Source organism: Sphingobacterium humi (assembly GCF_009768885.1).
Classification (GTDB): Bacteria; Bacteroidota; Bacteroidia; order Sphingobacteriales; family Sphingobacteriaceae; genus Sphingobacterium; species Sphingobacterium humi.
In genome coordinates, this window is record NZ_WSQA01000008.1 from 119838 (window position 1) to 144005 (window position 24168).

Here is a 24168-nt window from a genome sequence, read left to right on the forward strand (position 1 = left end):
TGATGTATTTTTGCCCCTGCTTATTCCACTATACCTTTGATGGTTAATGTTTTAACAGGAGTTTTAGTGTTTGATTTTACGATAAACGATTTGGTAAACGGACCTGTAGTTTCTGCATTGTAAGTCACTTTAATCGTTCCAGCCTCGCCAGGTTTCACAGGAGTTTTAGTAAACTCGGCTACCGAGCATCCGCAAGTTGGCTGCACATCCGTAATAATAATCGGCTGATCACCAGCATTGCTAAATTTGTACTCGTACGATACTGGTTTATTTGCCGGAATCTTCCCGAAATCATGAGATTCTTTTTCAAATTTAAACTCCGCAGCTAATAAAGTCATTGCTGTTAAACTGATAAAGGCAATTAGCACCGCACCTATACTTGTTAATTTTTTCATTGCTATCATTTCTTTTTTTATCTCTTATGTGATCTACTCAAATCTAAGACCAATTTTATAATTATTCGACTGTTCAAACCCTTAATTGTTTAAACCAACAATAATATTACAAAAAAAAGCTAAATAATTCCTTCTTTCAGAATATCCTGAATATGGATGATTCCTGCGTATTTACCCTCGTTTGTAACCACCAATTGCGAAATACTAAACTGACGCATGCTGTGTAAAGCATTTACGGCCAGCTCATTCCGATCGATGGTTTTAGGGCCAACACTCATGATATCACGAGCCGTCAATTGACTGATATCTTCGTGTTTTTCCAGCATCCGACGGATATCACCATCGGTAATAATGCCTAAAATAGTTTCATTTTCCAGCACCACAGTCGCACCCAAGCGGAAGGTCGTAATGGATATAATAACCGAACGAATGCCTTCTTCCGGCGACACTACAGGCAAGCCATTGTTATCCGACAAGTCGCCAACTCTTAAGTAAAGTTGCTTACCCAATGCCCCTCCGGGATGGTATTTAGCAAAGTCACGATCCGTAAACTGACGTTTTGTTTGCAAGGCCACTGCCAGGGCATCGCCCATGGCCAATTGCACCGTCGTACTGGTGGTAGGCGCCAAGTTATTTGGGCAGGCTTCCCGCGTAATGGTCGTGTCCAGAATATAATCCGCTTGTTCGGCCAGGTACGAATCCCGATTCCCAACAATGGCCACTAAGGTATTATGAGTCTGCTTCAGAAAAGGAACCAAGACCTTAATCTCCGGGGTATTGCCACTTTTCGAAATGGCAATAATTAAATCTGCTTGTTGAATGATGCCTAAATCGCCATGAATGGCATCCGCTGCATGCATAAAAATAGCCGGCGTTCCGGTTGAATTCAAGGTCGCTACAATCTTTTGCGCAATGATGGCGCTTTTTCCGATACCGGTGATAATCACGCGGCCTTGCAAGTCTAGTATCGTCTCTACAACCTTAACGAAATCATCGTCAATTCTTTCGGATAGGGCAAGTACATTTTTCGCTTCCAATTCAAAGGTGTCTATCGCAACCTTTTTAATATCTAAGTTGTTTTTCACGTAATATTTACCTAATTTTATTCTTCAATTTACATCACAAAAATACATTATTTAAGGCGTAATCCTTAATGTACTGTGAAGTCATCTATTTTATTATTGCTAGGTGAATGGATATAGAAAAATCACTATTTGATAATTTACAGGATTTTTTTGGTTTTGACACCTTCAAAGGAGATCAGGAAGCCATTATCACTAATGTGCTAAACAAGAAAGACACCTTTGTTATCATGCCAACCGGTGGCGGAAAGTCCATCTGTTATCAGCTACCTGCGTTAATGAGTGAAGGCACGGCCATCGTGATCTCGCCACTTATTGCGCTGATGAAAAACCAAGTGGATCAACTCCGAGCCTTTGGAGGAAGAGACAGCATTGCGCACTTCTTAAACTCTTCTTTAACCAAAAATGAGATCTTACGCGTAAAGCAGGATGTGACCGACGGCAAGACCAAGCTCTTGTATGTTGCACCCGAGTCTTTAGCCAAGGAAGACAACGTAAGCTTTTTAAAAAGCATTACCGTATCCTTTGTGGCTGTTGACGAGGCACACTGTATCTCCGAATGGGGACACGACTTCCGGCCTGAATACCGTAAAATCCGACAGGTCATCAATGAAGTAGGGGATAACATCCCTATTATCGCCTTAACGGCAACTGCAACACCAAAAGTACAGTCTGATATCCGCAAGAACTTGCAGATGACGGAAGCCACCTTGTTTAAGTCTTCCTTCAACCGCACAAACCTCTATTATGAAGTTCGGCCTAAGGTAGATGTCATCAAAGAGATCGTCCGCTTTATCAAAAGTAATAGCGGTAAGGCTGGAATTGTGTATTGTTTAAGCCGCAAAAAGGTGGAAGAGATTGCCGAAGTACTGAACATCAACGGTATTAAAGCTCTGCCATACCACGCTGGATTGGATGCTAAAACCCGTGCCGAAACACAAGATAAGTTCTTGATGGAGGATATTGAGGTTATTGTAGCCACCATCGCCTTTGGTATGGGTATCGATAAACCGGATGTACGCTACGTGATCCACCACGATATTCCGAAATCCATGGAAGGCTATTACCAGGAAACCGGACGTGCAGGTCGTGATGGTGGCGAAGGCTTTTGCTTGGCTTTCTACTCGGAAAAAGACGTAGAAAAGCTCACCAAATTCATGAAAGACAAGCCTGTTTCGGAGAAGGAAATAGGGACACAAATATTGAAAGAAGTCATCGACTACTCCGAATCTGCGGTTTGCCGTAGAAAGCAAATCTTGCATTATTTCGGCGAGAAGTTCGATGAAACAGGTTGTAACAGCATGTGCGATAACTGTCGATCGCCGAAAACCTATTTCGAAGCAGAGGATAACCTATTGAAGGTACTCAACTTTATTAAAGAAGAAGGTGATAAGTTCGACGATCAGCACATCATCAACGTGATGATTGGCCAGAACAACCAACCCATCTCTGCTTATAAGCACGATACGCATGCTTTATTTGGCAGTGGTAAGGACTTAGGATCCAATTACTGGAACTCCCTGATCCGTCAAGCCGAGCTGTCCGATTTCATCAAGAAGGATATCGACCATTATGGGCTTCTTAAGCTTACCGATGCTGGTAAAAAATACATTGCCAATCCATATGCCATCAAGTTTATCTTGAACCGCCCGATGGAGAAAGCCAGCAGCGAAGGATCCGAAGATGCCCATGGGCAATCGGGTGCTTTAGACGCGGAATTGCTGAAAATGCTGAAGGACTTACGCAAGAAGATCGCTAAGCAAAAATCATTGCCTCCTTTTGTAATCTTCCAAGACCCGTCTCTCGATGAAATGTGTACACATTATCCGGTTTCTACGGAAGAGTTGAAAAAGATTCAAGGGGTAGGCTCAGGTAAAGCCATGAAGTTCGGGGCGCCATTTGTCGAGTTGATCAAGAAATACGTCGAGGAGAATGAAATCGACCGTCCGCAAGATCTTGTCATCAAAAGTACCGCCAATAAATCGGCCTTAAAGGTATCTATTATACAGAATATCGACCGGAAAATCAGCCTGGAGGATATTGCCTCCTCCAAAGGCATCAGCTACGAAAACATGCTGAAGGAGGTAGAATCTATCGTCAATTCAGGCACGAAGTTGAACATCGGTTATTTTGTGGATGAGATGATTGACCCCGACCGGCAGGACGAGGTGTATGATTACTTTAAAACGGCAGAAAACGACAGTATCGAAGGTGCTTTAAATGAATTGGGTGAGGAAGATTATTCTTTCGAAGACATCCAATTGATGCGCATCAAATTTATTTCAGAACTAGGAAATTAATACAGAATTTATGATCAATACCTACTTGCCGACGATAAAGAATGGCGATTCAACCGCTTTTTTCCTTATGGCCGGCCCCTGTGCTATCGAGGGTGAAGACATTGCCCTTCACATTGCAGAACGCATTGTGCGCATCACAGATAAATACAGTATCCCTTTTATTTTTAAAGGATCATACCGCAAGGCCAACCGCTCGCGTGTAGATTCCTTTACCGGAATCGGCGACGAAAAAGCCCTTAAAATCTTAGAAAAAGTAGGTAAAACCTTCGGTGTACCTACAGTTACCGATATCCACGAAAGCCATGAAGCCGCAATGGCTGCAGCTTATGTGGATGTATTGCAAATCCCGGCCTTCCTTTGCCGCCAAACCGAATTACTGGTTGCCGCAGCAGAAACCGGAAAAGTCGTAAACATTAAAAAAGGACAGTTTCTTTCTGCCGAATCGATGCAGTTTGCCGTAGACAAGGTAAAAGATGCCGGAAACCAAAAAGTAATCTTAACCGATCGTGGAAATACCTTCGGCTACCAAGACTTAATCGTCGACTTCCGGGGAATTCCAGCAATGCGCAACTTTGCTGTGCCAACGGTGATGGATTGTACCCACTCCTTACAACAGCCGAATCAAACCTCGGGTGTAACAGGAGGGAAGCCTCAATTAATTGAAACCATTGCCAAAGCGGCCATTGCCGTAGGTGCCGATGGCCTGTTTATTGAAACTCACCCCGACCCGGCCAATGCCAAATCTGATGGTGCCAATATGTTGCACTTGGATTTATTGGAAGGATTAATGGAAAAATTAATCCGCGTAAGGGAAGCGATCTTATAACATTAAAAAAGCCGGAGAGTCTCCGGCTTTTTTTTATTCGAAATATTCCTTAATCCGTTCAAAGAACGATTTCTCACTCTTTCCCGGTTGAGGCTTAAAGTTGGCCGAGCCTTTCAATTTCTCTAACAACTCTTTCTCTTCTTTTGATACTGTTTTTGGTGTCCACACATTCACGTACACCAACTGATCGCCTTTATGGTAGGAATTCACTTCCGGCAATCCTTTTCCTTTTAAACGCAAGATTTTGCCACCTTGGGTTCCTGGATCGATTTTGATTTTAGCTTTACCGTCGATGGTCGGGATCTCAACGCTGGTACCTAAAGCTGCATCGGCAAAGTTGATGTATAAATCATAAATCACATTGATGCCATCGCGCTTCAAGCTTTCATGCGGCACTTCTTCCACCAGAATAATTAAGTCGCCAGGGATACCTCCACGTGGGGCGGCATTACCCTTACCACTCATCGACAATTGCATGCCTTCACTTACACCCGCAGGAATATTGATCGAGATGGTCTCTTCGCCACGTTCTAAACCGTCGCCCTTACAAGTCGTACATTTCGCTGTAATTTCTACCCCTTCGCCATTACAGGTAGGGCAGGTGCTTGTGGTTTGCATCTGGCCCAAAATGGTATTGGTAACCCGACGAACAGAACCGCTACCACCACAGGTATTACAAGTATGGTAAGAGCTCTTATCTTTCGCACCCGTACCACTACAGGTATGACAAACAACTTGCTTGTTTACTTTTACTTTCTTCTCAACGCCTTTGGCAATTTCTTCCAGCGTTAATTTTACTTTGATGCGCAGGTTGGTACCACGTTGCACCCGACGGCCGCCACTGCGACCACCGCCGCCACCAAAGAAGCTCTCAAAGGGGTTTCCACCACCAAAGATATCACCAAATTGGCTGAAGATATCATCCATATTCATGCCGCCACCGCCGTAGCCCGATGCCGAGTTGCCGGCATGGCCAAACTGATCGTAACGCGCACGCTTCTCGCTGTTGCTTAATATTTCATAAGCCTCAGCAGCTTCCTTAAACTTATCTTCCGCCTCCTTATCACCCGGATTCTTATCTGGGTGGAATTTAATGGCTAATTTACGATAGGCCGTTTTAATCTCCGTCACTTCAGCCGTGCGGGATACGCCTAGTACATCGTAATAATCTCTTTTTGACATTTTAATAATCTTATTGGCCTACAACAACTTTCGCAAAACGTAATACGCTATCATTCAAGAAATAGCCTTTCTCAATCACATCGATTACCTTGTTCTTTAATTCGTCGTTAGGTGCAGGAATGGAGGTAATAGCTTCCTGGTATTCCGGATCAAAAGGCTGGCCGATAACGTCCATCTCTTTTAAACCCAATTGTTCCATCGTTTTACGGAATTTCGTGTTCACCAAGTCTACACCTTGCTTCACGCTATCCTCATCCGGAACATCTTTCATAAAGGTCATTGCACGATCAAAATCATCCAATACCGGCAATAATTTAACCAATACATCTTTTCCTGCCGATTGCATTAGCTCTAGCTTCTCTTTAGATGTACGTTTCTTATAGTTGTCAAATTCCGCAACCAAACGCGCGTATTTATCATTCGCATCGTTCAATTTATCCGTCAAAACGGCAACTTCATTGCCTTCTTGATTGTCCACTTGATCCGTGGCTTGCGGATCTGCTGCATTTACGTTCTCGTCTTGAATATTTTCGTTTTCGTTCATCATCACCGTTTTATTCTATTCTTAAATCTGATTTCATCAATTTTTTTGCCAATAAAAAAAATCCGACATCCTGTCAGTGTTTCCGGAAGGGACACTTGCAAAATGTCGGAATTCAGATAAATGTCAGCTTTTAAATGTTGACATTGTCATGCAGGCCTCCATCCGAAGTACGGAGAATACGTGCAGGCATATTTTTAATAATCTGATAATCGTGTGTCGCCATCAATACCGCCGTTCCCGAGCTGGCAATATCCCGAAGCAATAAGACAATCTCTTCAGAAGTCGCCGGGTCTAAGTTACCGGTCGGCTCATCGGCCAATATAATCTCTGGGTTGTTCAATAAGGCACGAGCAATAACTACACGTTGCTGCTCGCCACCGGAAAGCTCATGCGGCATTTTCTTTAATTTCGAGCGAAGCCCTACTTTTTCTAAAACGTCCAACATGCGGTTTTCAATCAATCCTTTTTCTTTCCATCCTGTCGCACGTAAGGCAAACTCTAAGTTTTTCTCAATCGTTCTATCGTTCAATAAATGGAAATCTTGAAACACGATCCCTAATTTCCTACGCAAAAAGGGCACGTCGTTTTCATGTAATTTCTTGAGGTCAAATCCGGCTACCATTCCCTCACCATTGGCAATATAAAGGTCGCCATAGATAATCTTCAGCAAACTACTCTTTCCGGAACCCGATTGCCCTATTAGGTAAAGAAACTCACCCTGGGCAATATCCAAATTCACATTGGAAAGCACCAAATGCTTCTGTTGGTATATATCGACGTTTTTCAGTTTAATAACCGTATTTTCTCTCATATCGTTCTATAAGTCAATTTTTTTTATTTGGCCAAAGGGCAATTCCCGAACTATATTCATAATATGTTCCAATTTATCTCCAAGGCCGATTTTATCAAGGGATTTATCAGGTCGATCAACCCGAAAGTATGCCAAAAGGGTAAATGCATCATCACGTAATTGCACATAATCCGGAATCTTCGCTACACCCTTAACTTTTATAACATACATAGATTAACAAAATTAAAACTTTTTATGAATTCACCATGATATTAACGCCACAATTTAGCATTTATTGGTTGTTCCGAAGAAAATCTAAGGTATTCACCCGGTCGGCATAATCATCTAATGCGGGTGCCTGACTGGCGCCAAAAGGAAATAACGGAACCTGAATGGCTAAAGGCAGCTGCGAGGTGACGCATTGAATCTCGGCTTCTTGGGCATCCAATTGCTGCTCAACCGCTTTTAAGTCGGTATAGCGCTCAAAATGAACCACAGCAAGGGGAGAGGCCAGGCTTGCATCTTCCTTCAGCAATAAAAAGCCATTATCAAAATGCGCATTCTTATTAATCAGGTAAATAGATTTATTAAAATCGTAATTGTTGTTGTATTTTAAATGATCCTTAATCCAGCTAAACGATTCCAAAGCTTCAAAGAAAGGATGAATATCATAATCTGCCGGAATATATACTTTGGAAACCGAACGGCAGCCTAAACCAAAATAATCGAAGATATCATGGCCCAGCTGGGTTAATTCCTCCTGGCTTTCCTGACCGGAAATCACAGCCACCGAATTTCTATTCTTGCGGATAATATGAGGTTTCTTCCCGAAGTAATGTTCAAAGTACCTCGCTGAATTATTGCTTCCCGTGGCAATCACTAAATCATAATCGCTTAATTTATCCACCAAATCAATCTGTTTGGCAAAGTCAGGTTCAATTTCAATCAGCTTATGCAACACAAAGGAAGTTAATCCGGCATCGTCTGAAGAAGTTTTTATTTGTGCCTTAAAGCCTGTAATTAACACGCATAAGATATCATGGAAACCCACCAAAGGGAGGTTACCGGCCAATACCAATCCTACTTTCTTATCGCTTTCCCCTTCCGGATAATCTTTTAACCAAGCCGTTAACTTCTCCACCTGCAAGCTGCTTGCTAAAGCCTCAAATTGCTGCTGTACAAACTGTGGGGTATACCATGCATTTTTAACGCTTACACTTGCTAATAATGCCTGAATAGTTGCATCATCGGATGCTAGAAATTTGCCTAATTCATGGAAGGCTTGGATGCGCTTTTCTTTTACCAAAACTTATAATTTAGAATAATTCTCACCTAATTTTCCCTTATATTTGCCACATCAAAGTAAATAGCTATTAAATTAGTATACTTTTTTTTACTGTATGTTTTTTTAATATTAACTTTGATTGTGCAAAATTAGTTTAATATTTTATTGTAAGGACATAAATGGCAATTAAAATTACTGACGAATGTATCAATTGTGGGGCCTGCGAACCAGAATGCCCAAACAACGCAATTTATGATGCTGGCGTTACATGGAAATTTTCAGATGGTACTGCCTTAGATGGGATTATCGATTTTGGTGAAGGGGTAACCTTAGATGCCAATGAATCACAAGAGGCGATTTCGAACGAAGTATATTATATCGTATCCGATAAGTGTACGGAATGTGTAGGCTTCCATGATGAGCCGCAGTGCGCTGCAGTTTGCCCAGTAGACTGTTGTATCGAAGACGAAGATATCCGCGAAAGCGAAGAAGAATTACTTGCTAAAAAAGCATGGTTACACGCTGAATAAGCAAGCTTAAAAAATATGGAAAGCCCGGAATTCGTTCCGGGCTTTTTTTATGCCCAACCCGCATCTGGCAAACCCTTCAACTCCTTTTGCCCACGCATGCTAACACTTACTATTCATCCAACCTTAAAAAACTCCTTCATTCTCTTTTTTCACTTCCCTTTCAGAGCCCAATGGGCATTGAGTTGATTGGGCTTTGAAAGGGGAGTGAAAGGGGAGTGAAATGGGTCTGAGTGAAAAAAGGTATATAAATGGCGCGGCTTTTTTGGAAGTTTGAAGGGGATTTTTGGGGATGATATTTTTGTGGGATTAAATCTATTCGCCCTGGGAAGCGGATAGATGGCATAGGCATGAGGCAGTTTTGCAAGGTAGAGAATCAATTAAATGTTTGTGAAGCACAGCTATTTTTTTATTTTTGTCAGTCATTACATGAATTATCAGAATAATAAACCCTAAATTAATTACATGTCGAAAAAAACTACGGGATACATATTACTTATCACTGTTGCCTTAGCATCAATTATCACGCTTCTTTACGAATTTAATATCGTTGCCGTCCCTGCCTCCGTTATGGTCGCTGTACGTTGGGTCACGGCCGCGGTGTTGTTGATGAATGCCTTGGTGCGGAGAAATTTAACCACCTGGATTTTGACCTGTATGATATGGGGTATTTTCGTAGGCTTAGATTTTCCAAATGCCGCCCGAGCCTTGCAGCCTTTAAGTCAAGGATTTATTAAGTTGGTAAAAACCATCGTTGGCCCTATCTTATTCTCGACTTTGGTGTTCGGTATTGCCGGGCATTCCGATTTAAAGCAAGTGGGACGTATGGCTTGGAAATCGATGTTATACTTCTTCTGTGCTACCACCTGTGCCATTTTTATTGGATTGGGTGCTATCAATTTAACCCGCGCCGGTGTAGGAATTGATATTGAGCATATGCCTCATGAGGAATTGCCACAAACATCGGCACTATCTGACGCTGATAAGGTAGCTTTAGAGCATATTGACGAAAGTGCACATTGGTTATTTAAATTCTCTACGTTCTTCCGCGATACTTTCCCGGAAAATATCGTGAAATCAATTTACGAAAACAAGGTATTACAGATTGTTGTATTCGCCGTTATTTTCGGTATAGGTTTGGCGATGGTGGAGGAGAAAAAGCGAAAGCCGCTGGTCGATTTTACGGAGAGCTTATCGGAAGCCATGTTTAAATTCACCAACCTGGTGATGCTGTTTGCGCCTATTGGTGTGGGGGCAGCCATGGCCTATACGGTTGGGCATTTGGGGGTCGATATCCTCAAGAATCTCTTTATGTTGCTGGCCACGCTATACCTCGCCTTAATCTGCTTTTTACTCCTGGTATTATTACCAGTAGCCTTATACTTAAAAATTCCGGTGAAGCAATTTGTGAACGCCATTAAGGAACCTGTTTCCATTGCTTTTGCCACCACCAGTTCGGATGCGGCATTGCCAAAAGCCATGTCGGCCATGGAGAAATTCGGGGTTCCACGCCGAATTGTATCCTTTGTTATCCCGACGGGTTATAGCTTTAACCTAGATGGTACCTCCCTATATTTATCTTTAGCCTCTATTTTTGTGGCCCAGGCAGCGGGTATTCACCTGTCGTTCGGACAACAATTAATGATTGCTTTCACCTTGATGATTACCTCGAAAGGCGTAGCAGCGGTGCCGCGTGCCTCCTTAATTGTGCTTATCGCGACGGCCGATCAATTTGGATTACCGGTATTTGTGATTGCTGCGATTCTGGGTATTGACGAGCTTATGGATATGGCGCGTACGTCGGTGAACGTTATTGGTAACTGTTTAGCTACCGTGGTGGTCGCGAAATGGGAGGGTGATTTTGATGAGGCCGCCCCATTCCGGGTAGATACGGATGAAGACGGCATTAAAGAAATTGCCGAGGTGATTGAAGAAGGACCGGAAAACGAAACAAGATCTTAAAAAAGCGGGGCTGTGAATACATCACAGCCCCTTTTTTGAAATATATGGGTATTAATTGCGCAAGTTAAGAGATGTATCCTTTTACATATTGTTTAGTAATTTCATTCTGCGGATTCAGCAATACATCTTCGGTTCTTCCAAATTCGGCAATCTCGCCGTTATATAAGAAGAGGATATAATCAGATACCCGGCGCGCCTGCCGCAAAATATGCGTCACCAGCACAATGGTGTAATCTTCTTTCAATTCTATTAAGAGGTTTTCAATGGTCTGTGTGGATATCGGATCAAGGGCGGAAGTAGACTCGTCGCCAAGGATGATTTCCGGGGCTACAGCCAATCCTCGGGCTAAGCATAGCCTTTGTTGCTGCCCGATAGACAAACGCGTTGCTGAGGCATCTAAACGATCTTTTACTTCCTCCCAAAGCCCTACATTGATGAGCTGCTGCTCAACGATCTGTTTTAAGGCTTTCTTATCGCGTATGCCGTGAATTTTTGGGCCGTAAGCAATGTTGTCGAAGATAGACATCGGTAGCGGAAAGGGTTTCTGGGATAATAAACCCATCTTCTTTCGTATATGTGTTACTTCGGCTCCTGGGGCATAAATATCTTCATTATTCACCAATACTGAGCCCGATACTTCCACTTCCTTCTGATCGTCTAATAGTCGATTTAAGGTTTTTAACAGCGTCGTTTTACCACAGCCCGATGGGCCAATAATGGATGTAATGCTATTATTGGGAATATCTAAACTGATGTTTTTTAAGATCTGTTTACCTTCTACCTGCACATTCAAATTCTTAATTTGAATTTTGGGCAAGATAATCGGGCTTAGATCTTGTGCTTTTTCTGTTTCGAGGCTAGGATATGGGAACATAAAACGATGACTAAAATTAAAAATGTGAGGAGTAAAGCAGACGCATAGGCGCGGCCCTGCACTTCGGGAATAGGACTGCTTAGTTGAAAAAATATAGCGAGGGGAAGTGTAGCGGTAGGTTCATCTATGTATTTTGGTAGGTTATCACTAAAACCCGTCGTTAACAGCACGCCAGCAACATCGCCAATGGCGCGGCCAAAAGCCAATAATATAGCGGTAAACAAACCCGGTTTAATGTATTTCAGCATCACTTTCGCTGTTTCCCAACGGGTGGCACCCAGCGAGGAGGTTACATGCCTTAAATCGGTAGGAATGGTGTCTATCAGCTCATCTAAGGTACGTACAATGATGGGAATCGTGAGTAAGGTTATCGTGATAATACCGCCTAATAAGGAGGCACGAATACCCAGATAGACCATCAGGCTAAATGCAATGGCACCATATACTATGGAAGGGATGCCGAAAAGCACGTCGAAAAGTAATTTAGCCGATCGTGCGAGCAGAGAGCCCTTTTTTACATATACATTCAGGTATAAAACGATGGGAATACCGATTAGGGTAGCCAGAAAGGTCGAGGCACTGGCCAAATACAAAGAACCCAAAATTGCATTTAAAATACCGCCTTCTTTTCCCATGTAAAAGCCACCCTGTGGGGTTTGGCTAATCATTTCCCAGGATAAATAAGGCAAGCCTTTATACAATATGGTGCCAACGATAAAGAATAAGGAACCGGTAATGATGATGCCGGATAGCTGCATAAAGCCTTTCGCTATTTTCTCCTCTATTAATCTAGCTTTTATGTTTCTCATGAATGTTGGCCCTCCAAACGGTTTAGAATAAGTCTTGAAATCAGGTTGAAGCCAAAAATGATTAGGAAAAGCAATAAGGCGGCGAACATGAGTGCGGAATCATATAAGGGTATCGACATCATTTCACCAAAGTTATTGGCTATGAGGGCAGGAATTGGATAACCGGCATCGAAAATGGACTTCGGTAGGTGCGGAATATTACCACATACCATCAATACGGCAATGGTTTCACCGAATGCACGCGAAATGGCTAATACTACGGCTGCCAACAAGCCTGGCTTGGCCTTCTTCAGGATGACATGCTTGATGGTTTCCCAACGCGTAGCCCCTAAACTTAGGGAAACAGCCCGGAGCTCATACGGAATGGTTTGCAATACCTCCACCATTATGCTCACCATGATGGGAAAGATCATGACCGCCAATACTATCCCACCGGCAAATACCGAATATCCTGAACTACTGATTCCAAACACTGGTGCTACATAAGTACCCAATAGCGGCACAACAAATAAAACGCCCCAAACGCCATACAACACCGGCGGAATAGCCGCCAACACATTCACCAAGGGCAATACCATGTTCCGTAACCTATCGGACGCATATTCGACTAAATACACCGATGCAGCTATGCATAAGGGCACGGCAAGAAGTAAAGAAAGTGCTGTAACCCATAGGGTGCCCATAATAAAGGGTAGAAATCCAAATTTCCCCTTTAACGGCGCCCATACACTTTCACTCAGCAATTGGCCGAGGGAATATTCCTGCAATACAGGTTGTGCTTTCCAGAGCAAGCCTAGAAACACGAGTAAAATAAGGAGGCTACTCAGCCCCAGGAGCAGGGCCGAGCTATTTTTGGCGATTTTATCTTTTGCTAATCTACTAATCACGGGCTTTCAATTTTTGTAATGCTTCCGGAAGATATTCTCGTTGAATAGGCACATAGCCATTTTCTAACAGGTAGGCTTGTTCTTTTTCTTGCCACACGAAGGCAATAAATGCTTCTAATAGTTTCGTTTGCTTATCCTTGCGGATGACAAACATCAATTCCCGTGCTGGCGGTGCGGGGTATCGTTTTTCGGCAATAGCCTGTGTGAGCAGATCGATGCTATCGTAAAAATCTTCATCCGGGCTTAGTTTCCCGTCAGCATTTAAATCGATGGGCAAGGCACTAATGCCTTCAGAATAATGCTTGCTTTTTAAATCATATACGTAGTTCACATTATTGAAACCAATAGCGAGAGCTTGGTCTTTTATGGCTTGCGCCAGGCCGGGATCTCCGAAAATTCCGATGCCTTTGAGGTCTTCTTGACTCGCGTGGAAAAATTTTGCCCAAGTTTCGGCAGCGCCAGCCGCATCCGACCGTACATACACTTGAATAGGCTCTTCGACAAAGCGGGAATCGATATCCGACCATTTTTTATAGGCCTGTGTCAGGAAAATCCCTTTCAATTCTTCTTGTGATAAGCCCCGTTCCATCAAAAGGCTGTAATTCGGATGTGCTGTATTAATAGTTGCCAGAACAGCATCATGTGCAACCACTAAAGGATAGGCTCCTTTTTCCAATTCTTGATCATGCAGGTCGCGGGAAACTAAACCGATATCAACCATATTACTCAACACATCGGCTATGCCTTTGCCTGCCCCACCTGCAGAAATATTAAAGCGCACATGCGGGTTTTCTTTCTTAAAATCTTCGGCCCAAAGTACCGCCAAAGGGTAGAGTGCGAAGGCTCCGGAGATCGAAATATTACCAACATATCCTTTCTCCGAATCATAGCCCTCGGCAACCTTAGGTGCACAAGAAGCTAAAATTAGAAATGTTAATACGCTGATTGATAATATGTTATATTTCTTCACAGGAGCGTCGTTTTGAGGTTTTTAAAATTATTTTTACAAATATATACTAAATCACTAGATATTATATATTATTTTTACAGAAAATTTATACATTTGTCCACTGAACCTTAACAATCAACTAACAAAAGGTTAAAACAATTGAATTATTCACAATAATAATAGAAGGCTGCTATGCAAAGTTTCCGTACAGAATTAGAGAATCCATTGGTTGAGCAAGAGATTATTGAGCTAGAAAGGAAGATTAGAAGTTTTAGAAATGGGGAGATTCCTGAAGAGAAATTCCGTTCCTTACGCTTGGCAAGAGGCGTGTATGGACAAAGGCAAGCTGGCGTACAAATGGTGCGCATTAAGTTACCCTTTGGCAAAGTTACTTTTCAGCAATTACTGAAAATTGCAGCCATCTCTGACGAGTATGCCAGCAAGAATTTGCATTTAACCACGCGTCAGGATATTCAAATCCACTTTGTTAGTTTAGATAAAACGCCGGAATTATGGGCGAAATTGGCCGAGGATGACATGACTTTGCGGGAAGCCTGCGGGAACACCGTTAGAAACGTGACGGCTTCAGCTACTGCCGGCATTGATCCTTTGGAACCTTTCGACGTTTCGCCATACGCGCAGGCCACCTTTGCCTACTTCTTACGGAATCCGATATGTGCGGAAATGGGGCGTAAGTTCAAGATGTCCTTTTCGGCAAGCGAGCAGGATACCGCCTTTTCTTATATCCATGATTTTGGTTTTATTCCAAAGTTGAAACTCATTGATGGACAGGAACAACGTGGCTTTAAAGTAATGTTAGGAGGGGGGCTTGGTGCCCAACCTATCTTAGCCTATGAGATTGCAGATTTCTTGCATGAAGATGACTTTATACCTTATGTAGAGGCAACTTTACGGGTATTTGACCGCCATGGCGAACGCAATAACCGCAATAAAGCGCGCTTCAAATACCTAATCCAAAAGCTGGGCTTAGAAACGGTATTGGCATTAATTGAAGAGGAAAAACTAGCGATAAAAAACAAAACCTGGGTGGTGGATCGGGAAAGCATTCAACAACCTGAGGCGCCAAATGCCTTGGTGGAGGCGATTGATCCGGTAGATCTACTGGGTTTTGAGACCTGGAAACAGACAAACACCTTTACACAAAAGCAAGATGGCTATTTTGGAGTATATGCTTCCATTCAAACGGGGGATATTTCTACGGATAAAGCAAGAGCACTCGTAGCGGGGCTACAAGGTCATGTTGCTGATGATATCCGTATTACTCAAGATCAAAACTTGCTGTTTAAATACGTTCGGGAAGAATCTCTTCCCCATATTTACAACCTCTTGGCAAGCTTGGGCTTTGCCAAAGCAGGTTACAACAGTACCGCGGACATTACAACCTGTCCCGGAACGGATACCTGTAATCTGGGGATTTCAAATTCGACAGAAATGGCCCGGGTATTGGAAAACTACATCCATGAATTTCATGCAGATTATATCTATGAGCAGTCGCTAAAAATCAAGATCTCCGGCTGTATGAACTCCTGCGGACAGCATGGCTTGGCACATATCGGCTTTCATGGCAGTTCGGTAAAGTCTGGTGGAAATGTGATTCCCGCAGCCCAGGTGATGTTGGCCGGAGGAACGATTGGCGATGGCAAAGGTCGTGTTGCAGAACGGGTTATAAAAGTGCCTACAAAGCGCGTGCTACAGGTGGTCGATTTGATATTGCAGGATTTCAAAGCCTCAAAAAGTGCAGACCAGAATTTCCATAGCTATTATGATCAGCAAGGGAAGGACTATTTCTATAGACTATTAAAGCCTTTGGCCGATTTAACCAACCTCACTCCGGATGAGCATATCGATTGGGGACATGAAGGCTCGTTTAGCACCGCGATTGGCGTGGGTGAATGTGCCGGCGTAATAATCGACTTGGTTGCCACGCTTTTACTAGAAGCGGAAGAGAAATTAGATCTCGCTCAACTCGCAATCGACAAGCAACAATATGCCGATGCGATATATCATGCCTACAGCTCATTTGTATGGACAGCAAAAGCTTTATTGCTAGATAAAGGGGTAAACGCCTCCACACAATCCGCAGTGATCCAAGAGTTTGATAACCATTATGTAAATGAAGGCTTATTTCAATTCCCGACAAGTTTTAGCGATCGGGTGTTGCAAATCAATAAATTCGAACCTTCCAGAGAATTCGCGGAAGCCTTCTTGCTGCAAGCCACAGCTTTCAGTTTGGAAGCGGCTGCACGTCGGGAAGAATTAAAAACAGTAAATCAATAAGAGGAGGAACCGATATGAAAGACATTCAAGCAAAAGTAACCTTAGTCGGCGCAGGCCCCGGAGATCCCGATTTAATCTCTTTAAAAGGCATTAAAGCCATAGAGCAGGCCGATGTCATCTTATATGATGCTTTGGTAAACGAGAGTTTATTAAATTATGCACCGGCACATTGCACAAAGATATATGTTGGAAAACGTGCGGAGCGCTTATCGACTTCCCAAGATAGCATTAACCAATTGTTGGTGGATTATGCCTTAACCCATGGCCATGTTGTACGCTTAAAGGGGGGAGATCCTTTTGTGTTCGGCCGCGGTGGCGAAGAAATTGATTATGTGCGTCAGTATAATATCCCGACGGCTGTTATTCCTGGTATCTCATCTTCCGTAGGATTAACAGGGCTACAGCAGATTCCCTTAACCTATCGTGGTATTTCCGAATCTTTCTGGGTCATTACCGGATCTACCAGTGATGGCCGTTTATCAAACGACCTTTACCAAGCGGTACAAACCCAAGCAACGGTAGTTGTACTGATGGGCTTCGGTAAATTAAGAGAAATCGTAGACCTTTATCAGAATTATGGAAAAGGAGATTTACCGATTGCCATCATCCAGAATGGGTCATTAGCTAACGAGCGCGTAGTACTAGGAAGAATAGATTCTATTCTTCAAGAAGCAGAACGCAGCTTAGTAGGCGTACCGGCGATCATTGTATTAGGGGAAGTGGTGGCCAAACATGAGCAATTTGAAGCCTTAACTGCTGAATTAGCAACTTTATCTAAATCTTAAGCCTAATGAATACCTTATTTCCTATTTACGTAAAATTGGATCAGATCCAGACTTTACTGGTTGGCGCAGGTCCGGTAGGTTTAGAAAAATTACAGGCCATCCTACAGAATTCACCACAAGCAAAGGTTCAAGTGGTTGCTAGCGAAGTTTCATCGGAATTCCGAATGGCTATCGCTGGAAATCCAAACATCAGCTTAGCAGAACGCAGTTTTGAACCTGCCGATATGGATGCTAAGGATTTGATTATCATGGCGACGAATAACCCCGCGTTTAATCAGGAAGTACAGCAATTAGCAAAAGCAAGGAATATCTTGTTGAATATTGCGGATAAACCGGACCTGTGCGACTTCTACCTTGGTTCTGTCGTACAAAAGGGAAACCTAAAAATTGGCATTTCAACCAATGGGAAGTCGCCAACCATCGCTAAGCGTCTGAAAGAACTCCTAAACGACTTGCTGCCTGAGGAAATCGATGAGACTTTAAACCTGATGGCGCATTATAGAAACAGCATTAAGGGAGATTTAAAGGAAAAAATCAAGCGCCTGAATAGCCATACCGCACAATTAGTACAAGGAGGTAGCCAATGATAGCACAACTAAAAGAAGATATAAAGGATTTGGACGCCCTGGAGATATTAACGCTTCTCGATGCCACATTTACTAAGCAGGCGGTTTTTTCTACTTCCTTTGGAATCGAAGATCAGGTGATTACCCATATGCTAGCACAGATCAAAGCAAGTACGGCTATTTTCACCCTAGATACCGGTCGCTTATTCCCTGAAACCTATTATGTATGGAGCAGAACCATTGAAAGTTATAAATTAAACATCAAGGCCTATTTCCCAAATACAGAAGCTGTTGAGCAGCTTATTTCCAGCAAGGGACCGGCAAGTTTTTACGAGTCGGTGGAGAATCGGAAAGAGTGCTGTTACATCCGGAAAATAGAGCCTTTAAAGCGAGCGATTAAAGGTTATCAAGTTTGGATTACGGGCATACGTGCGGAGCAGTCGGAAAACCGAGACCATATGGAAGCTGTAGAATGGGATGAAGGGAACCAACTAATCAAAGTCCATCCCTTATTTAATTGGACCTTAGCCGAAGTGGAAGAATACCTAAAAGCTCACTTTGTTCCCTACAACCCTTTACACGATAAAGGTTATCCTAGCATAGGTTGTCAGCCATGTACGCGGGCTATTGCAACGGGGGAGGATTTTAGAGCCGGTCGTTGGTGGTGGGAGGATAAAAGCAAGAAGGAGTGTGGATTACATGTTACAAGTAAATAATTAATGGTTATGGATTACTTAGATCATTTAGAGGCGGAAGCCATATATATATTACGAGAGGTGGCTGGACAGTTTGAAAAACCTGCCTTATTATTCTCCGGCGGAAAAGATTCAATTACGCTGGTACATTTGGCGAAAAAAGCCTTTCGCCCCGGCAAATTTCCATTTCCATTAGTGCATATTGATACGGGACATAACTTCCCGGAAACCATTGCCTTTCGGGATTGGTTAGTTGAACAAACCGGTGAAAAATTAATCGTTGGCTATGTTCAAGATAGTATTGATGCCGGAAAAGTCATCGAACAAAAGGGAAAACATGCGAGCCGTAATGCGCTCCAAACCGTGACCTTGCTCGATACCATTGAGCAAAACGGCTTTGATGCCTGTATCGGAGGTGCCCGCCGGGACGAGGAAAAAGCAAGAGCCAAGGAACGGATCTTCTCAGTACGCGATGAGTTTGGCCAATGGGATCCAAAACGGCAGCGTCCTGAACTCTGGAATATCTTCAATGGAAAGATTCAGCGTGGCGAGAATGTTCGGGTATTCCCCATATCCAATTGGACGGAATTAGACGTTTGGAATTACATCAAACGCGAAGAAATTGCTTTGCCATCAATCTATTTCAGTCATTATCGTGACGTGGTATTTCGCAATGGACAATGGATGGCCGCAGATCCAGTTTTGCAGATCGACGCGAGTGATACCGTTGCGCATAAGTCAGTAAGGTTTAGAACAGTAGGAGATATGACCTGTACGGCCGCTGTAGACTCTGAAGCAACAGATTTAGACGATATCATTGCAGAAATCAAGGCCTCTACAGTCAGCGAACGCGGAGCTCGCTTGGACGATAAGGTATCTGAAGCCGCGATGGAAGATCGTAAGAAACAAGGGTATTTTTAAGCATTAAAAGAAGAGCAACAACATGAACATCATAAAATTTATTACCGCAGGATCGGTAGACGACGGCAAAAGCACCTTAATCGGTCGATTACTCTATGATACCAATTCCATCTTGGACGATCAATTAGAAGCCATTCAAAAGGCAAATCGTAAAAACGATGATGGTACTGTCGATTTAGCCATCCTCACCGACGGATTAAAAGCTGAGCGCGAACAAGGAATCACCATCGATGTGGCATACAAATACTTTCAAACTGAAAAGCGTAAGTTTATCATTGCCGATGCGCCTGGCCATATTCAATACACAAGAAACATGGTCACAGGGGCAAGTAATTCCGATTTAATCATCATATTAATCGATGCCCGGAAAGGTGTCATTGAACAAACAAAAAGGCACTCTTTTTTAGCCAAATTACTAGGCCTCAAAAAGGTATTGGTTTGCATCAATAAAATGGATATGATGGATTACGAACTTGCTGTTTATGAAAACATTAAGAACGACTACCTAAAGCTTGCAGAGAAGTTAAATTTAAGTAATATAGACTTCATTCCTGTATCTGCTTTAAAAGGTGATAATATCGTACATAAATCAGAAAGAATTCCTTGGTATACAGGACCTTCCTTATTAAGTTACCTAGAAGAAGTCAACCTGGATACCGATGAAATCAACAAAGGCTGGCGCTTTCCTGTACAATGGGTAATTCGCCCACAAAGTGCTGATTTACATGATTATAGAGGTTACGCAGGCCGCGTGCTAGGAGAGGGGCTTAAAGTAGGAGAAGAGGTCCTTGTTTTGCCTGCAGGAACACGTTCTACCGTAAAAGCAATCGAATTTAATGAAGAGCAATTACAAGAAGCGAAGAACGGCGCATCTGTAATAATTCACTTAAATGATGATGTAGATATCTCTAGAGGCGATTTTATTGTTAGTGCAGCACATCCAGGAGCAACAGATCGCTTTTTAGAAGCTAATATTTCTTGGTTTGAAAACAAGGAGCTGGATCAGAATCAGGTTTATCTGTTGCAAACGCATAGTAAGCTTGTAAAGATTAAAATTCCTGAAATTCTTTTCAAGTATGATGTGCATACGCAAGAACCAATCTATGGCGAAGCGATTTGTTTAAATGATATTGCTCGAGTACAGATTAAAGCAGCCGAAGATATTGTTTATGATAAGCAAGCAGATTTCCCAGAAAATGCTCGCGCAATTATTATTGATCCCAGAACCAATATTACTGTGGCCGCAGTAATGATCCAAAGTGCTTAATAATGTAATAGATTCCCTTGAGGGGGAGTCTGTGTTTACATCTATTTAACATAATATAAATTATAGTAACAATATACTAATGCAAGAGGATAGGTTATTTAAAGAATAATTCATACATAAATTTACTAAATATCCTTAATAAAATAGCTGAGAATGAGTTCCAAGCCTTATTAAATGAATCTCCTTGAATGGAACATCTTCTTGATCCCAAATCAATAATAAATCAGGAAGTACATGACATTCCCATAATCCTTTATAATTACCCAAGAGTTTATGTGCTTTAAATTTATCAGGTATTGCTTGAGCACCGCCATCAGTAAGCAATCCTAAAATATCCATAAGCGCGCTGACTTCTTTTGGATTATATTGATGCTTTTTAAAATCCTTTTTAAATTTACTGGAGAAGGTCAATTTATACTTACCCATCAATCCTTATTTAGATCTTTTAATAAGCTTTCAGGGTCATCATATCGCTTTAAAAGCTTTCTTTCTTCTCGAGCCTCCTTTATAGCATCTTTTGTTTCTTTATTGGGTTCATAATCAGAAATTGCATGGAACAAAACAGTTTCTATGAAGTTGTTAACACTTATATTCTCCAACTTCGCTAACTTTTCAATTTTCAAATACAACTCTTTATCCAAACTTAATGAAGTTGATTTTTTTAATTTTCCTGAATCCATCATGACATCTTCTTTTATAACAAAAATAATCATATAATCCCAACAAAAACAAAAGCGCTACAACATCCTAAAATGCTATAGCGCCTGATTTATATAAACAATGCTAATTCAAGCGTCTTAATAAAGTTCTGATATTAGGAATTATCCCAATTGATCTATAAGTTCCATCCTTTTGGAGCAGTTTTCTTTGGATCTGATTTTGATGTCCTTTAATCAATAAAACATATGTACTTCCAGGATCTGCTGGTATTATTTGCATTTTATGCATGTGGTCCGGATTCTTTGCATCCGTTAGGCCCAAAAGTATATTTCCATGAGATTTAGAAGCGCCTGTTGTATCAATTTCAATATAATCTGTAACATCTCTATAATTTAATACTTCAGGGAAATTTTCTTTCTTTACCTTTCCTTCAACATCATTTCTAATTATTCGAACTCCTCCTAAATCTGGGCTTAAATGAATGACCCGAAGCCGCACCTTCCCTTCTGTCACTTTTATATCTTCCGGAAAGCTCAAGACATTGAAAGCCCCGTCATTATTTGGGTCATCCAATAAATAAACCGCATAATATTGCTTTGGATCAAATTTTAAGGTTGTATCTTTTGCAAATACCTTTTCATCTGTGCTGAATATAAATTTATATTCACCTTGCTGCATGGGAAACCAATATACATTATGGTATAAGTTCGAATTGGCATTATGCACATTTATCCTTATGTTAGGGTGCATATAACCACTGCCCGGAAAAGTTCTCCCATGTGGGTCATTTCTGTCCATTCTCCTAAACTTGGGGAATCCATTACGGAAATTATCCGAAGGTACACTGTCATTGATATAGATATAATTGTCTCTGCCAATAGCATTGAAGACTTCAGAGGCATCAAAGAAATTTATACGTGCGATTTCATTAGCATTTGAAATTGGGATTACTTCTTTTTTACATCCCATTAAAGTTTGTAATAAGATACAAATGAGTATAATTTCAAGGAGGTGAAAATATTTTGTCTTTGCTTCCATTATTTTATAATTTCAGTTTTTACCAATCTTCTTTTTTCATCGGATGTGGCATAGAACATCCCGTCCTCATCATAATTTAAAATTCTATCCTCGCTGGACCAAATTAAGTGATTCCCAAAATCTGTTTTTCCCGGAGAATACCGGTTTATTTTTTTCGTTTTAAAATTCATTATGCCAAAGACCGGAAAGTCTTCGTAGTTTTTACCATTTTTATTCTGGTAAAAAACTCCCAAAAGCCTTCTTCCCGGAAGAGGTGTTTCTACCGAAAAATCTCCGAAAAAGCTATTAAAATCAACCGTATAAAAGGATTCAAAACTTACATTAGTAACCGGTTTTTTATCTCTTTTGTATTCTTTTGATTCAAACGATTGAATCATATATTTATTCTTAACATCCCATAAGGAGGTTACCCCGTTGTAGGAGTTGTAAAAAATATGTTCATCGGGTGCAATTGCAAATGGATTAAAACTATTAGGATTCATGAAAACACCAGGTAACATACCTATCATTACATAGTCAGGAACTTCTTGGTCAGTTTTTGAATCCCATGCATTAAAACCTTTCATTTTAAAGACGTACCTATAATCCCTATTTGGGTTCATTTTAGTAATATAATATCCGCTTCTAAAAAAATATACTGTACCATCATCCATTACTTTAATTTTGTCGAAGGAGTTTATAATTTTTACATCCTTTATTTTTCCCTCAAAGGGTAGCACTAAATCCATAGTCAGAAACCTATAATATGATGGACTATAAGAACGATTCAGGACTTCACATTTTCTATTCGTTAAATCACACTGCACTAATCGCCAAACTTTCCCACTAGGATTCGGGTTAACAATATTATCTTTTGTACTAGCAATAAAATATAGGGTTTGCTCTTTTGAATCAATTCCACCTGCATATACAAAATCAATTTTGAATTCTCCATTTTCATCGCTTAGGGAACTTTCTTCTATAATTTTGATTTCCGTATCATCTTTAAGCATTTTAAAAAGCCCCTTATTTTCATGATCCCAATAAAATATAGTACCAGTACCACTTAAACACTCCATCATGCTTAACCTAGTCGCTGGCTTCGCTCTTCTTGTTAGTTTTAGTTTATGGGGAATCAGACCTACATTTTGATCAGGAAGGATATCGATTGGCTTTAGGTTAATTTTTTGCCCTAAAGATTCTACGCTAACAGGAACACCAGGTCCTGAGCCCATTTCTCGGGTTACAACAACCTTTACCCGATCCAATAGTCTATTACCAAAAAGAGCACCAGCGCCTTGGGTTTCTACAGCAGCTATTTTTGCTGCTACATCACCGATATTTATTTTCAAGTCCGCTGGATTTAACCTACCTACAAATTTGATGGTATCCCCTACATTATAGGAATAGGTGCCTAATTCTTGAACTTCGGGAGTCCCTTTTTGGAATTCATAAAACTGATCTGCCGATTCGCAAGAAGACATCCCTCCTATTACTACGATAAGTAAACTTAGCTGTCTCCAGTTTTTTAATGCGTGTATCATAAT

The 24168-nt window shown here is 41.6% G+C and carries 25 protein-coding genes; 10 read left to right on the forward strand and 15 right to left on the reverse strand.

Annotation, left to right across the window (positions count from 1 at the left end):
- Positions 1–20: 20 nt before the first annotated feature.
- On the reverse strand, positions 21–395 hold the full coding sequence (locus tag GQF63_RS11895) for a DUF1573 domain-containing protein (RefSeq protein ID WP_160369452.1): 375 nt from the start codon (positions 393–395) through the stop codon (positions 21–23).
- Between the two features lie 119 nt (positions 396–514).
- Positions 515–1480 carry a KpsF/GutQ family sugar-phosphate isomerase gene (locus GQF63_RS11900; RefSeq protein ID WP_160369453.1) on the reverse strand — a complete coding sequence of 322 codons (966 nt, stop codon included), beginning with the start codon at positions 1478–1480 and terminating at the stop codon, positions 515–517.
- 107 nt (positions 1481–1587) lie between these two features.
- Here GQF63_RS11900 and recQ point away from each other — a divergent pair, with 107 nt between their 5' ends.
- Positions 1588–3777: a DNA helicase RecQ gene (gene recQ, locus GQF63_RS11905; RefSeq protein WP_160369454.1), complete on the forward strand. Its 2190-nt coding sequence runs from the start codon at positions 1588–1590 to the stop codon at positions 3775–3777.
- Between the two features lie 10 nt (positions 3778–3787).
- The gene (gene kdsA, locus GQF63_RS11910; RefSeq protein WP_160369455.1) at positions 3788–4603 is read left to right on the forward strand and encodes a 3-deoxy-8-phosphooctulonate synthase; all 816 of its coding nucleotides are present in this window, start codon (positions 3788–3790) and stop codon (positions 4601–4603) included.
- Between the two features lie 33 nt (positions 4604–4636).
- Here the strand turns inward: kdsA and dnaJ are convergent, their stop codons facing one another.
- The 5 genes from dnaJ to GQF63_RS11935 form a co-directional block, all read right to left on the reverse strand.
- Positions 4637–5785 carry a molecular chaperone DnaJ gene (gene dnaJ, locus GQF63_RS11915; protein ID WP_160369456.1) on the reverse strand — a complete coding sequence of 383 codons (1149 nt, stop codon included), beginning with the start codon at positions 5783–5785 and terminating at the stop codon, positions 4637–4639.
- Positions 5786–5795: 10 nt separating this feature from the next.
- Entirely contained in the window at positions 5796–6332 is a 537-nt protein-coding gene (locus GQF63_RS11920; protein ID WP_160369457.1) for a nucleotide exchange factor GrpE, read from the reverse strand.
- A gap of 127 nt (positions 6333–6459) precedes the next feature.
- The gene (locus GQF63_RS11925) at positions 6460–7140 is read right to left on the reverse strand and encodes a cell division ATP-binding protein FtsE (protein ID WP_160369458.1); all 681 of its coding nucleotides are present in this window, start codon (positions 7138–7140) and stop codon (positions 6460–6462) included.
- A 6-nt stretch (positions 7141–7146) separates the two neighbouring features.
- On the reverse strand, positions 7147–7350 hold the full coding sequence (locus tag GQF63_RS11930; protein ID WP_160369459.1) for a fructose-6-phosphate aldolase: 204 nt from the start codon (positions 7348–7350) through the stop codon (positions 7147–7149).
- 61 nt (positions 7351–7411) lie between these two features.
- Positions 7412–8425 (reverse strand): acyl-CoA reductase, encoded by a 1014-nt coding sequence (locus GQF63_RS11935; RefSeq protein ID WP_160369460.1) that lies wholly within the window; start codon positions 8423–8425, stop codon positions 7412–7414.
- A 158-nt stretch (positions 8426–8583) separates the two neighbouring features.
- Between GQF63_RS11935 and GQF63_RS11940 the strand changes: the two genes are divergently transcribed.
- Complete coding sequence (locus GQF63_RS11940; RefSeq protein ID WP_160369461.1) at positions 8584–8934, forward strand: 4Fe-4S dicluster domain-containing protein; 351 nt, start codon at positions 8584–8586, stop codon at positions 8932–8934.
- 462 nt (positions 8935–9396) lie between these two features.
- Positions 9397–10893 carry a dicarboxylate/amino acid:cation symporter gene (locus GQF63_RS11945; RefSeq protein WP_160369462.1) on the forward strand — a complete coding sequence of 499 codons (1497 nt, stop codon included), beginning with the start codon at positions 9397–9399 and terminating at the stop codon, positions 10891–10893.
- 64 nt (positions 10894–10957) lie between these two features.
- On the opposite strand, the gene GQF63_RS11950 is transcribed toward GQF63_RS11945, so the two are convergent.
- The 4 genes from GQF63_RS11950 to GQF63_RS11965 are packed head-to-tail and all read right to left on the reverse strand — an operon-like array spanning position 10958 to position 14433.
- Positions 10958–11767 carry a phosphate ABC transporter ATP-binding protein gene (locus GQF63_RS11950; RefSeq protein WP_160369463.1) on the reverse strand — a complete coding sequence of 270 codons (810 nt, stop codon included), beginning with the start codon at positions 11765–11767 and terminating at the stop codon, positions 10958–10960.
- Positions 11722–12576 carry a PstA family ABC transporter permease gene (locus tag GQF63_RS11955; protein WP_160369464.1) on the reverse strand — a complete coding sequence of 285 codons (855 nt, stop codon included), beginning with the start codon at positions 12574–12576 and terminating at the stop codon, positions 11722–11724. Before GQF63_RS11955 ends, GQF63_RS11950 begins: the two co-directional genes overlap by 46 nt.
- Positions 12573–13463, reverse strand: coding sequence for a phosphate ABC transporter permease subunit PstC (pstC, locus tag GQF63_RS11960; RefSeq protein WP_160369465.1), 891 nt, complete (start codon positions 13461–13463; stop codon positions 12573–12575). The genes GQF63_RS11955 and pstC overlap by 4 nt, the downstream gene beginning before the upstream one ends.
- On the reverse strand, positions 13456–14433 hold the full coding sequence (locus GQF63_RS11965; RefSeq protein ID WP_160369466.1) for a substrate-binding domain-containing protein: 978 nt from the start codon (positions 14431–14433) through the stop codon (positions 13456–13458). The genes pstC and GQF63_RS11965 overlap by 8 nt, the downstream gene beginning before the upstream one ends.
- A gap of 171 nt (positions 14434–14604) precedes the next feature.
- On the opposite strand from GQF63_RS11965, the gene GQF63_RS11970 reads away from it, so the two are divergent.
- The 6 genes from GQF63_RS11970 to GQF63_RS11995 are packed head-to-tail and all read left to right on the forward strand — an operon-like array spanning position 14605 to position 20944.
- Positions 14605–16710, forward strand: coding sequence for a HEPN domain-containing protein (locus GQF63_RS11970; protein ID WP_160369467.1), 2106 nt, complete (start codon positions 14605–14607; stop codon positions 16708–16710).
- A gap of 14 nt (positions 16711–16724) precedes the next feature.
- A complete protein-coding gene (gene cobA / locus GQF63_RS11975; RefSeq protein WP_160369468.1) occupies positions 16725–17495 on the forward strand; it encodes a uroporphyrinogen-III C-methyltransferase in 771 nt (256 codons plus the stop codon).
- Positions 17496–17500: 5 nt separating this feature from the next.
- A complete protein-coding gene (locus GQF63_RS11980) occupies positions 17501–18082 on the forward strand; it encodes a precorrin-2 dehydrogenase/sirohydrochlorin ferrochelatase family protein (RefSeq protein ID WP_160369469.1) in 582 nt (193 codons plus the stop codon).
- Entirely contained in the window at positions 18079–18777 is a 699-nt protein-coding gene (locus tag GQF63_RS11985; RefSeq protein ID WP_160369470.1) for a phosphoadenylyl-sulfate reductase, read from the forward strand. Before GQF63_RS11980 ends, GQF63_RS11985 begins: the two co-directional genes overlap by 4 nt.
- Positions 18778–18786: 9 nt before the next feature.
- Positions 18787–19677: a sulfate adenylyltransferase subunit CysD gene (gene cysD / locus GQF63_RS11990; RefSeq protein WP_160369471.1), complete on the forward strand. Its 891-nt coding sequence runs from the start codon at positions 18787–18789 to the stop codon at positions 19675–19677.
- Between the two features lie 22 nt (positions 19678–19699).
- The gene (locus tag GQF63_RS11995) at positions 19700–20944 is read left to right on the forward strand and encodes a sulfate adenylyltransferase subunit 1 (protein ID WP_160369472.1); all 1245 of its coding nucleotides are present in this window, start codon (positions 19700–19702) and stop codon (positions 20942–20944) included.
- 135 nt (positions 20945–21079) lie between these two features.
- On the opposite strand, the gene GQF63_RS12000 is transcribed toward GQF63_RS11995, so the two are convergent.
- From GQF63_RS12000 to GQF63_RS12015, 4 genes are all read right to left on the reverse strand, one after another.
- Positions 21080–21370, reverse strand: coding sequence for a type II toxin-antitoxin system YafQ family toxin (locus tag GQF63_RS12000; RefSeq protein ID WP_160369473.1), 291 nt, complete (start codon positions 21368–21370; stop codon positions 21080–21082).
- Positions 21370–21627: a toxin-antitoxin system protein gene (locus GQF63_RS12005; protein ID WP_160369474.1), complete on the reverse strand. Its 258-nt coding sequence runs from the start codon at positions 21625–21627 to the stop codon at positions 21370–21372. Before GQF63_RS12005 ends, GQF63_RS12000 begins: the two co-directional genes overlap by 1 nt.
- Before the next feature lie 100 nt (positions 21628–21727).
- Positions 21728–22642 carry a DUF4397 domain-containing protein gene (locus GQF63_RS12010; RefSeq protein WP_160369475.1) on the reverse strand — a complete coding sequence of 305 codons (915 nt, stop codon included), beginning with the start codon at positions 22640–22642 and terminating at the stop codon, positions 21728–21730.
- Positions 22642–24165 (reverse strand): hypothetical protein, encoded by a 1524-nt coding sequence (locus GQF63_RS12015; protein ID WP_160369476.1) that lies wholly within the window; start codon positions 24163–24165, stop codon positions 22642–22644. The genes GQF63_RS12010 and GQF63_RS12015 overlap by 1 nt, the downstream gene beginning before the upstream one ends.
- Positions 24166–24168 lie beyond the last annotated feature (3 nt).

Bases quoted from the DNA above. Each gene is read 5' to 3' on its own strand.
- GQF63_RS11895 (WP_160369452.1), bottom strand. From the start codon at position 395: ATGAAAAAATTAACAAGTATAGGTGCGGTGCTAATTGCCTTTATCAGT.
- recQ (WP_160369454.1), top strand. From the start codon at position 1,588: ATGGATATAGAAAAATCACTATTTGATAATTTACAGGATTTTTTTGGT.
- kdsA (WP_160369455.1), top strand. From the start codon at position 3,788: ATGATCAATACCTACTTGCCGACGATAAAGAATGGCGATTCAACCGCT.
- dnaJ (WP_160369456.1), bottom strand. From the start codon at position 5,785: ATGTCAAAAAGAGATTATTACGATGTACTAGGCGTATCCCGCACGGCT.
- GQF63_RS11920 (WP_160369457.1), bottom strand. From the start codon at position 6,332: ATGATGAACGAAAACGAAAATATTCAAGACGAGAACGTAAATGCAGCA.
- GQF63_RS11925 (WP_160369458.1), bottom strand. From the start codon at position 7,140: ATGAGAGAAAATACGGTTATTAAACTGAAAAACGTCGATATATACCAA.
- GQF63_RS11930 (WP_160369459.1), bottom strand. From the start codon at position 7,350: ATGTATGTTATAAAAGTTAAGGGTGTAGCGAAGATTCCGGATTATGTG.
- GQF63_RS11940 (WP_160369461.1), top strand. From the start codon at position 8,584: ATGGCAATTAAAATTACTGACGAATGTATCAATTGTGGGGCCTGCGAA.
- GQF63_RS11945 (WP_160369462.1), top strand. From the start codon at position 9,397: ATGTCGAAAAAAACTACGGGATACATATTACTTATCACTGTTGCCTTA.
- GQF63_RS11950 (WP_160369463.1), bottom strand. From the start codon at position 11,767: ATGTTCCCATATCCTAGCCTCGAAACAGAAAAAGCACAAGATCTAAGC.
- GQF63_RS11955 (WP_160369464.1), bottom strand. From the start codon at position 12,576: ATGAGAAACATAAAAGCTAGATTAATAGAGGAGAAAATAGCGAAAGGC.
- GQF63_RS11970 (WP_160369467.1), top strand. From the start codon at position 14,605: ATGCAAAGTTTCCGTACAGAATTAGAGAATCCATTGGTTGAGCAAGAG.
- cobA (WP_160369468.1), top strand. From the start codon at position 16,725: ATGAAAGACATTCAAGCAAAAGTAACCTTAGTCGGCGCAGGCCCCGGA.
- GQF63_RS11980 (WP_160369469.1), top strand. From the start codon at position 17,501: ATGAATACCTTATTTCCTATTTACGTAAAATTGGATCAGATCCAGACT.
- GQF63_RS11985 (WP_160369470.1), top strand. From the start codon at position 18,079: ATGATAGCACAACTAAAAGAAGATATAAAGGATTTGGACGCCCTGGAG.
- cysD (WP_160369471.1), top strand. From the start codon at position 18,787: ATGGATTACTTAGATCATTTAGAGGCGGAAGCCATATATATATTACGA.
- GQF63_RS11995 (WP_160369472.1), top strand. From the start codon at position 19,700: ATGAACATCATAAAATTTATTACCGCAGGATCGGTAGACGACGGCAAA.
- GQF63_RS12000 (WP_160369473.1), bottom strand. From the start codon at position 21,370: ATGGGTAAGTATAAATTGACCTTCTCCAGTAAATTTAAAAAGGATTTT.
- GQF63_RS12005 (WP_160369474.1), bottom strand. From the start codon at position 21,627: ATGATGGATTCAGGAAAATTAAAAAAATCAACTTCATTAAGTTTGGAT.
- GQF63_RS12010 (WP_160369475.1), bottom strand. From the start codon at position 22,642: ATGGAAGCAAAGACAAAATATTTTCACCTCCTTGAAATTATACTCATT.
- GQF63_RS12015 (WP_160369476.1), bottom strand. From the start codon at position 24,165: ATGATACACGCATTAAAAAACTGGAGACAGCTAAGTTTACTTATCGTA.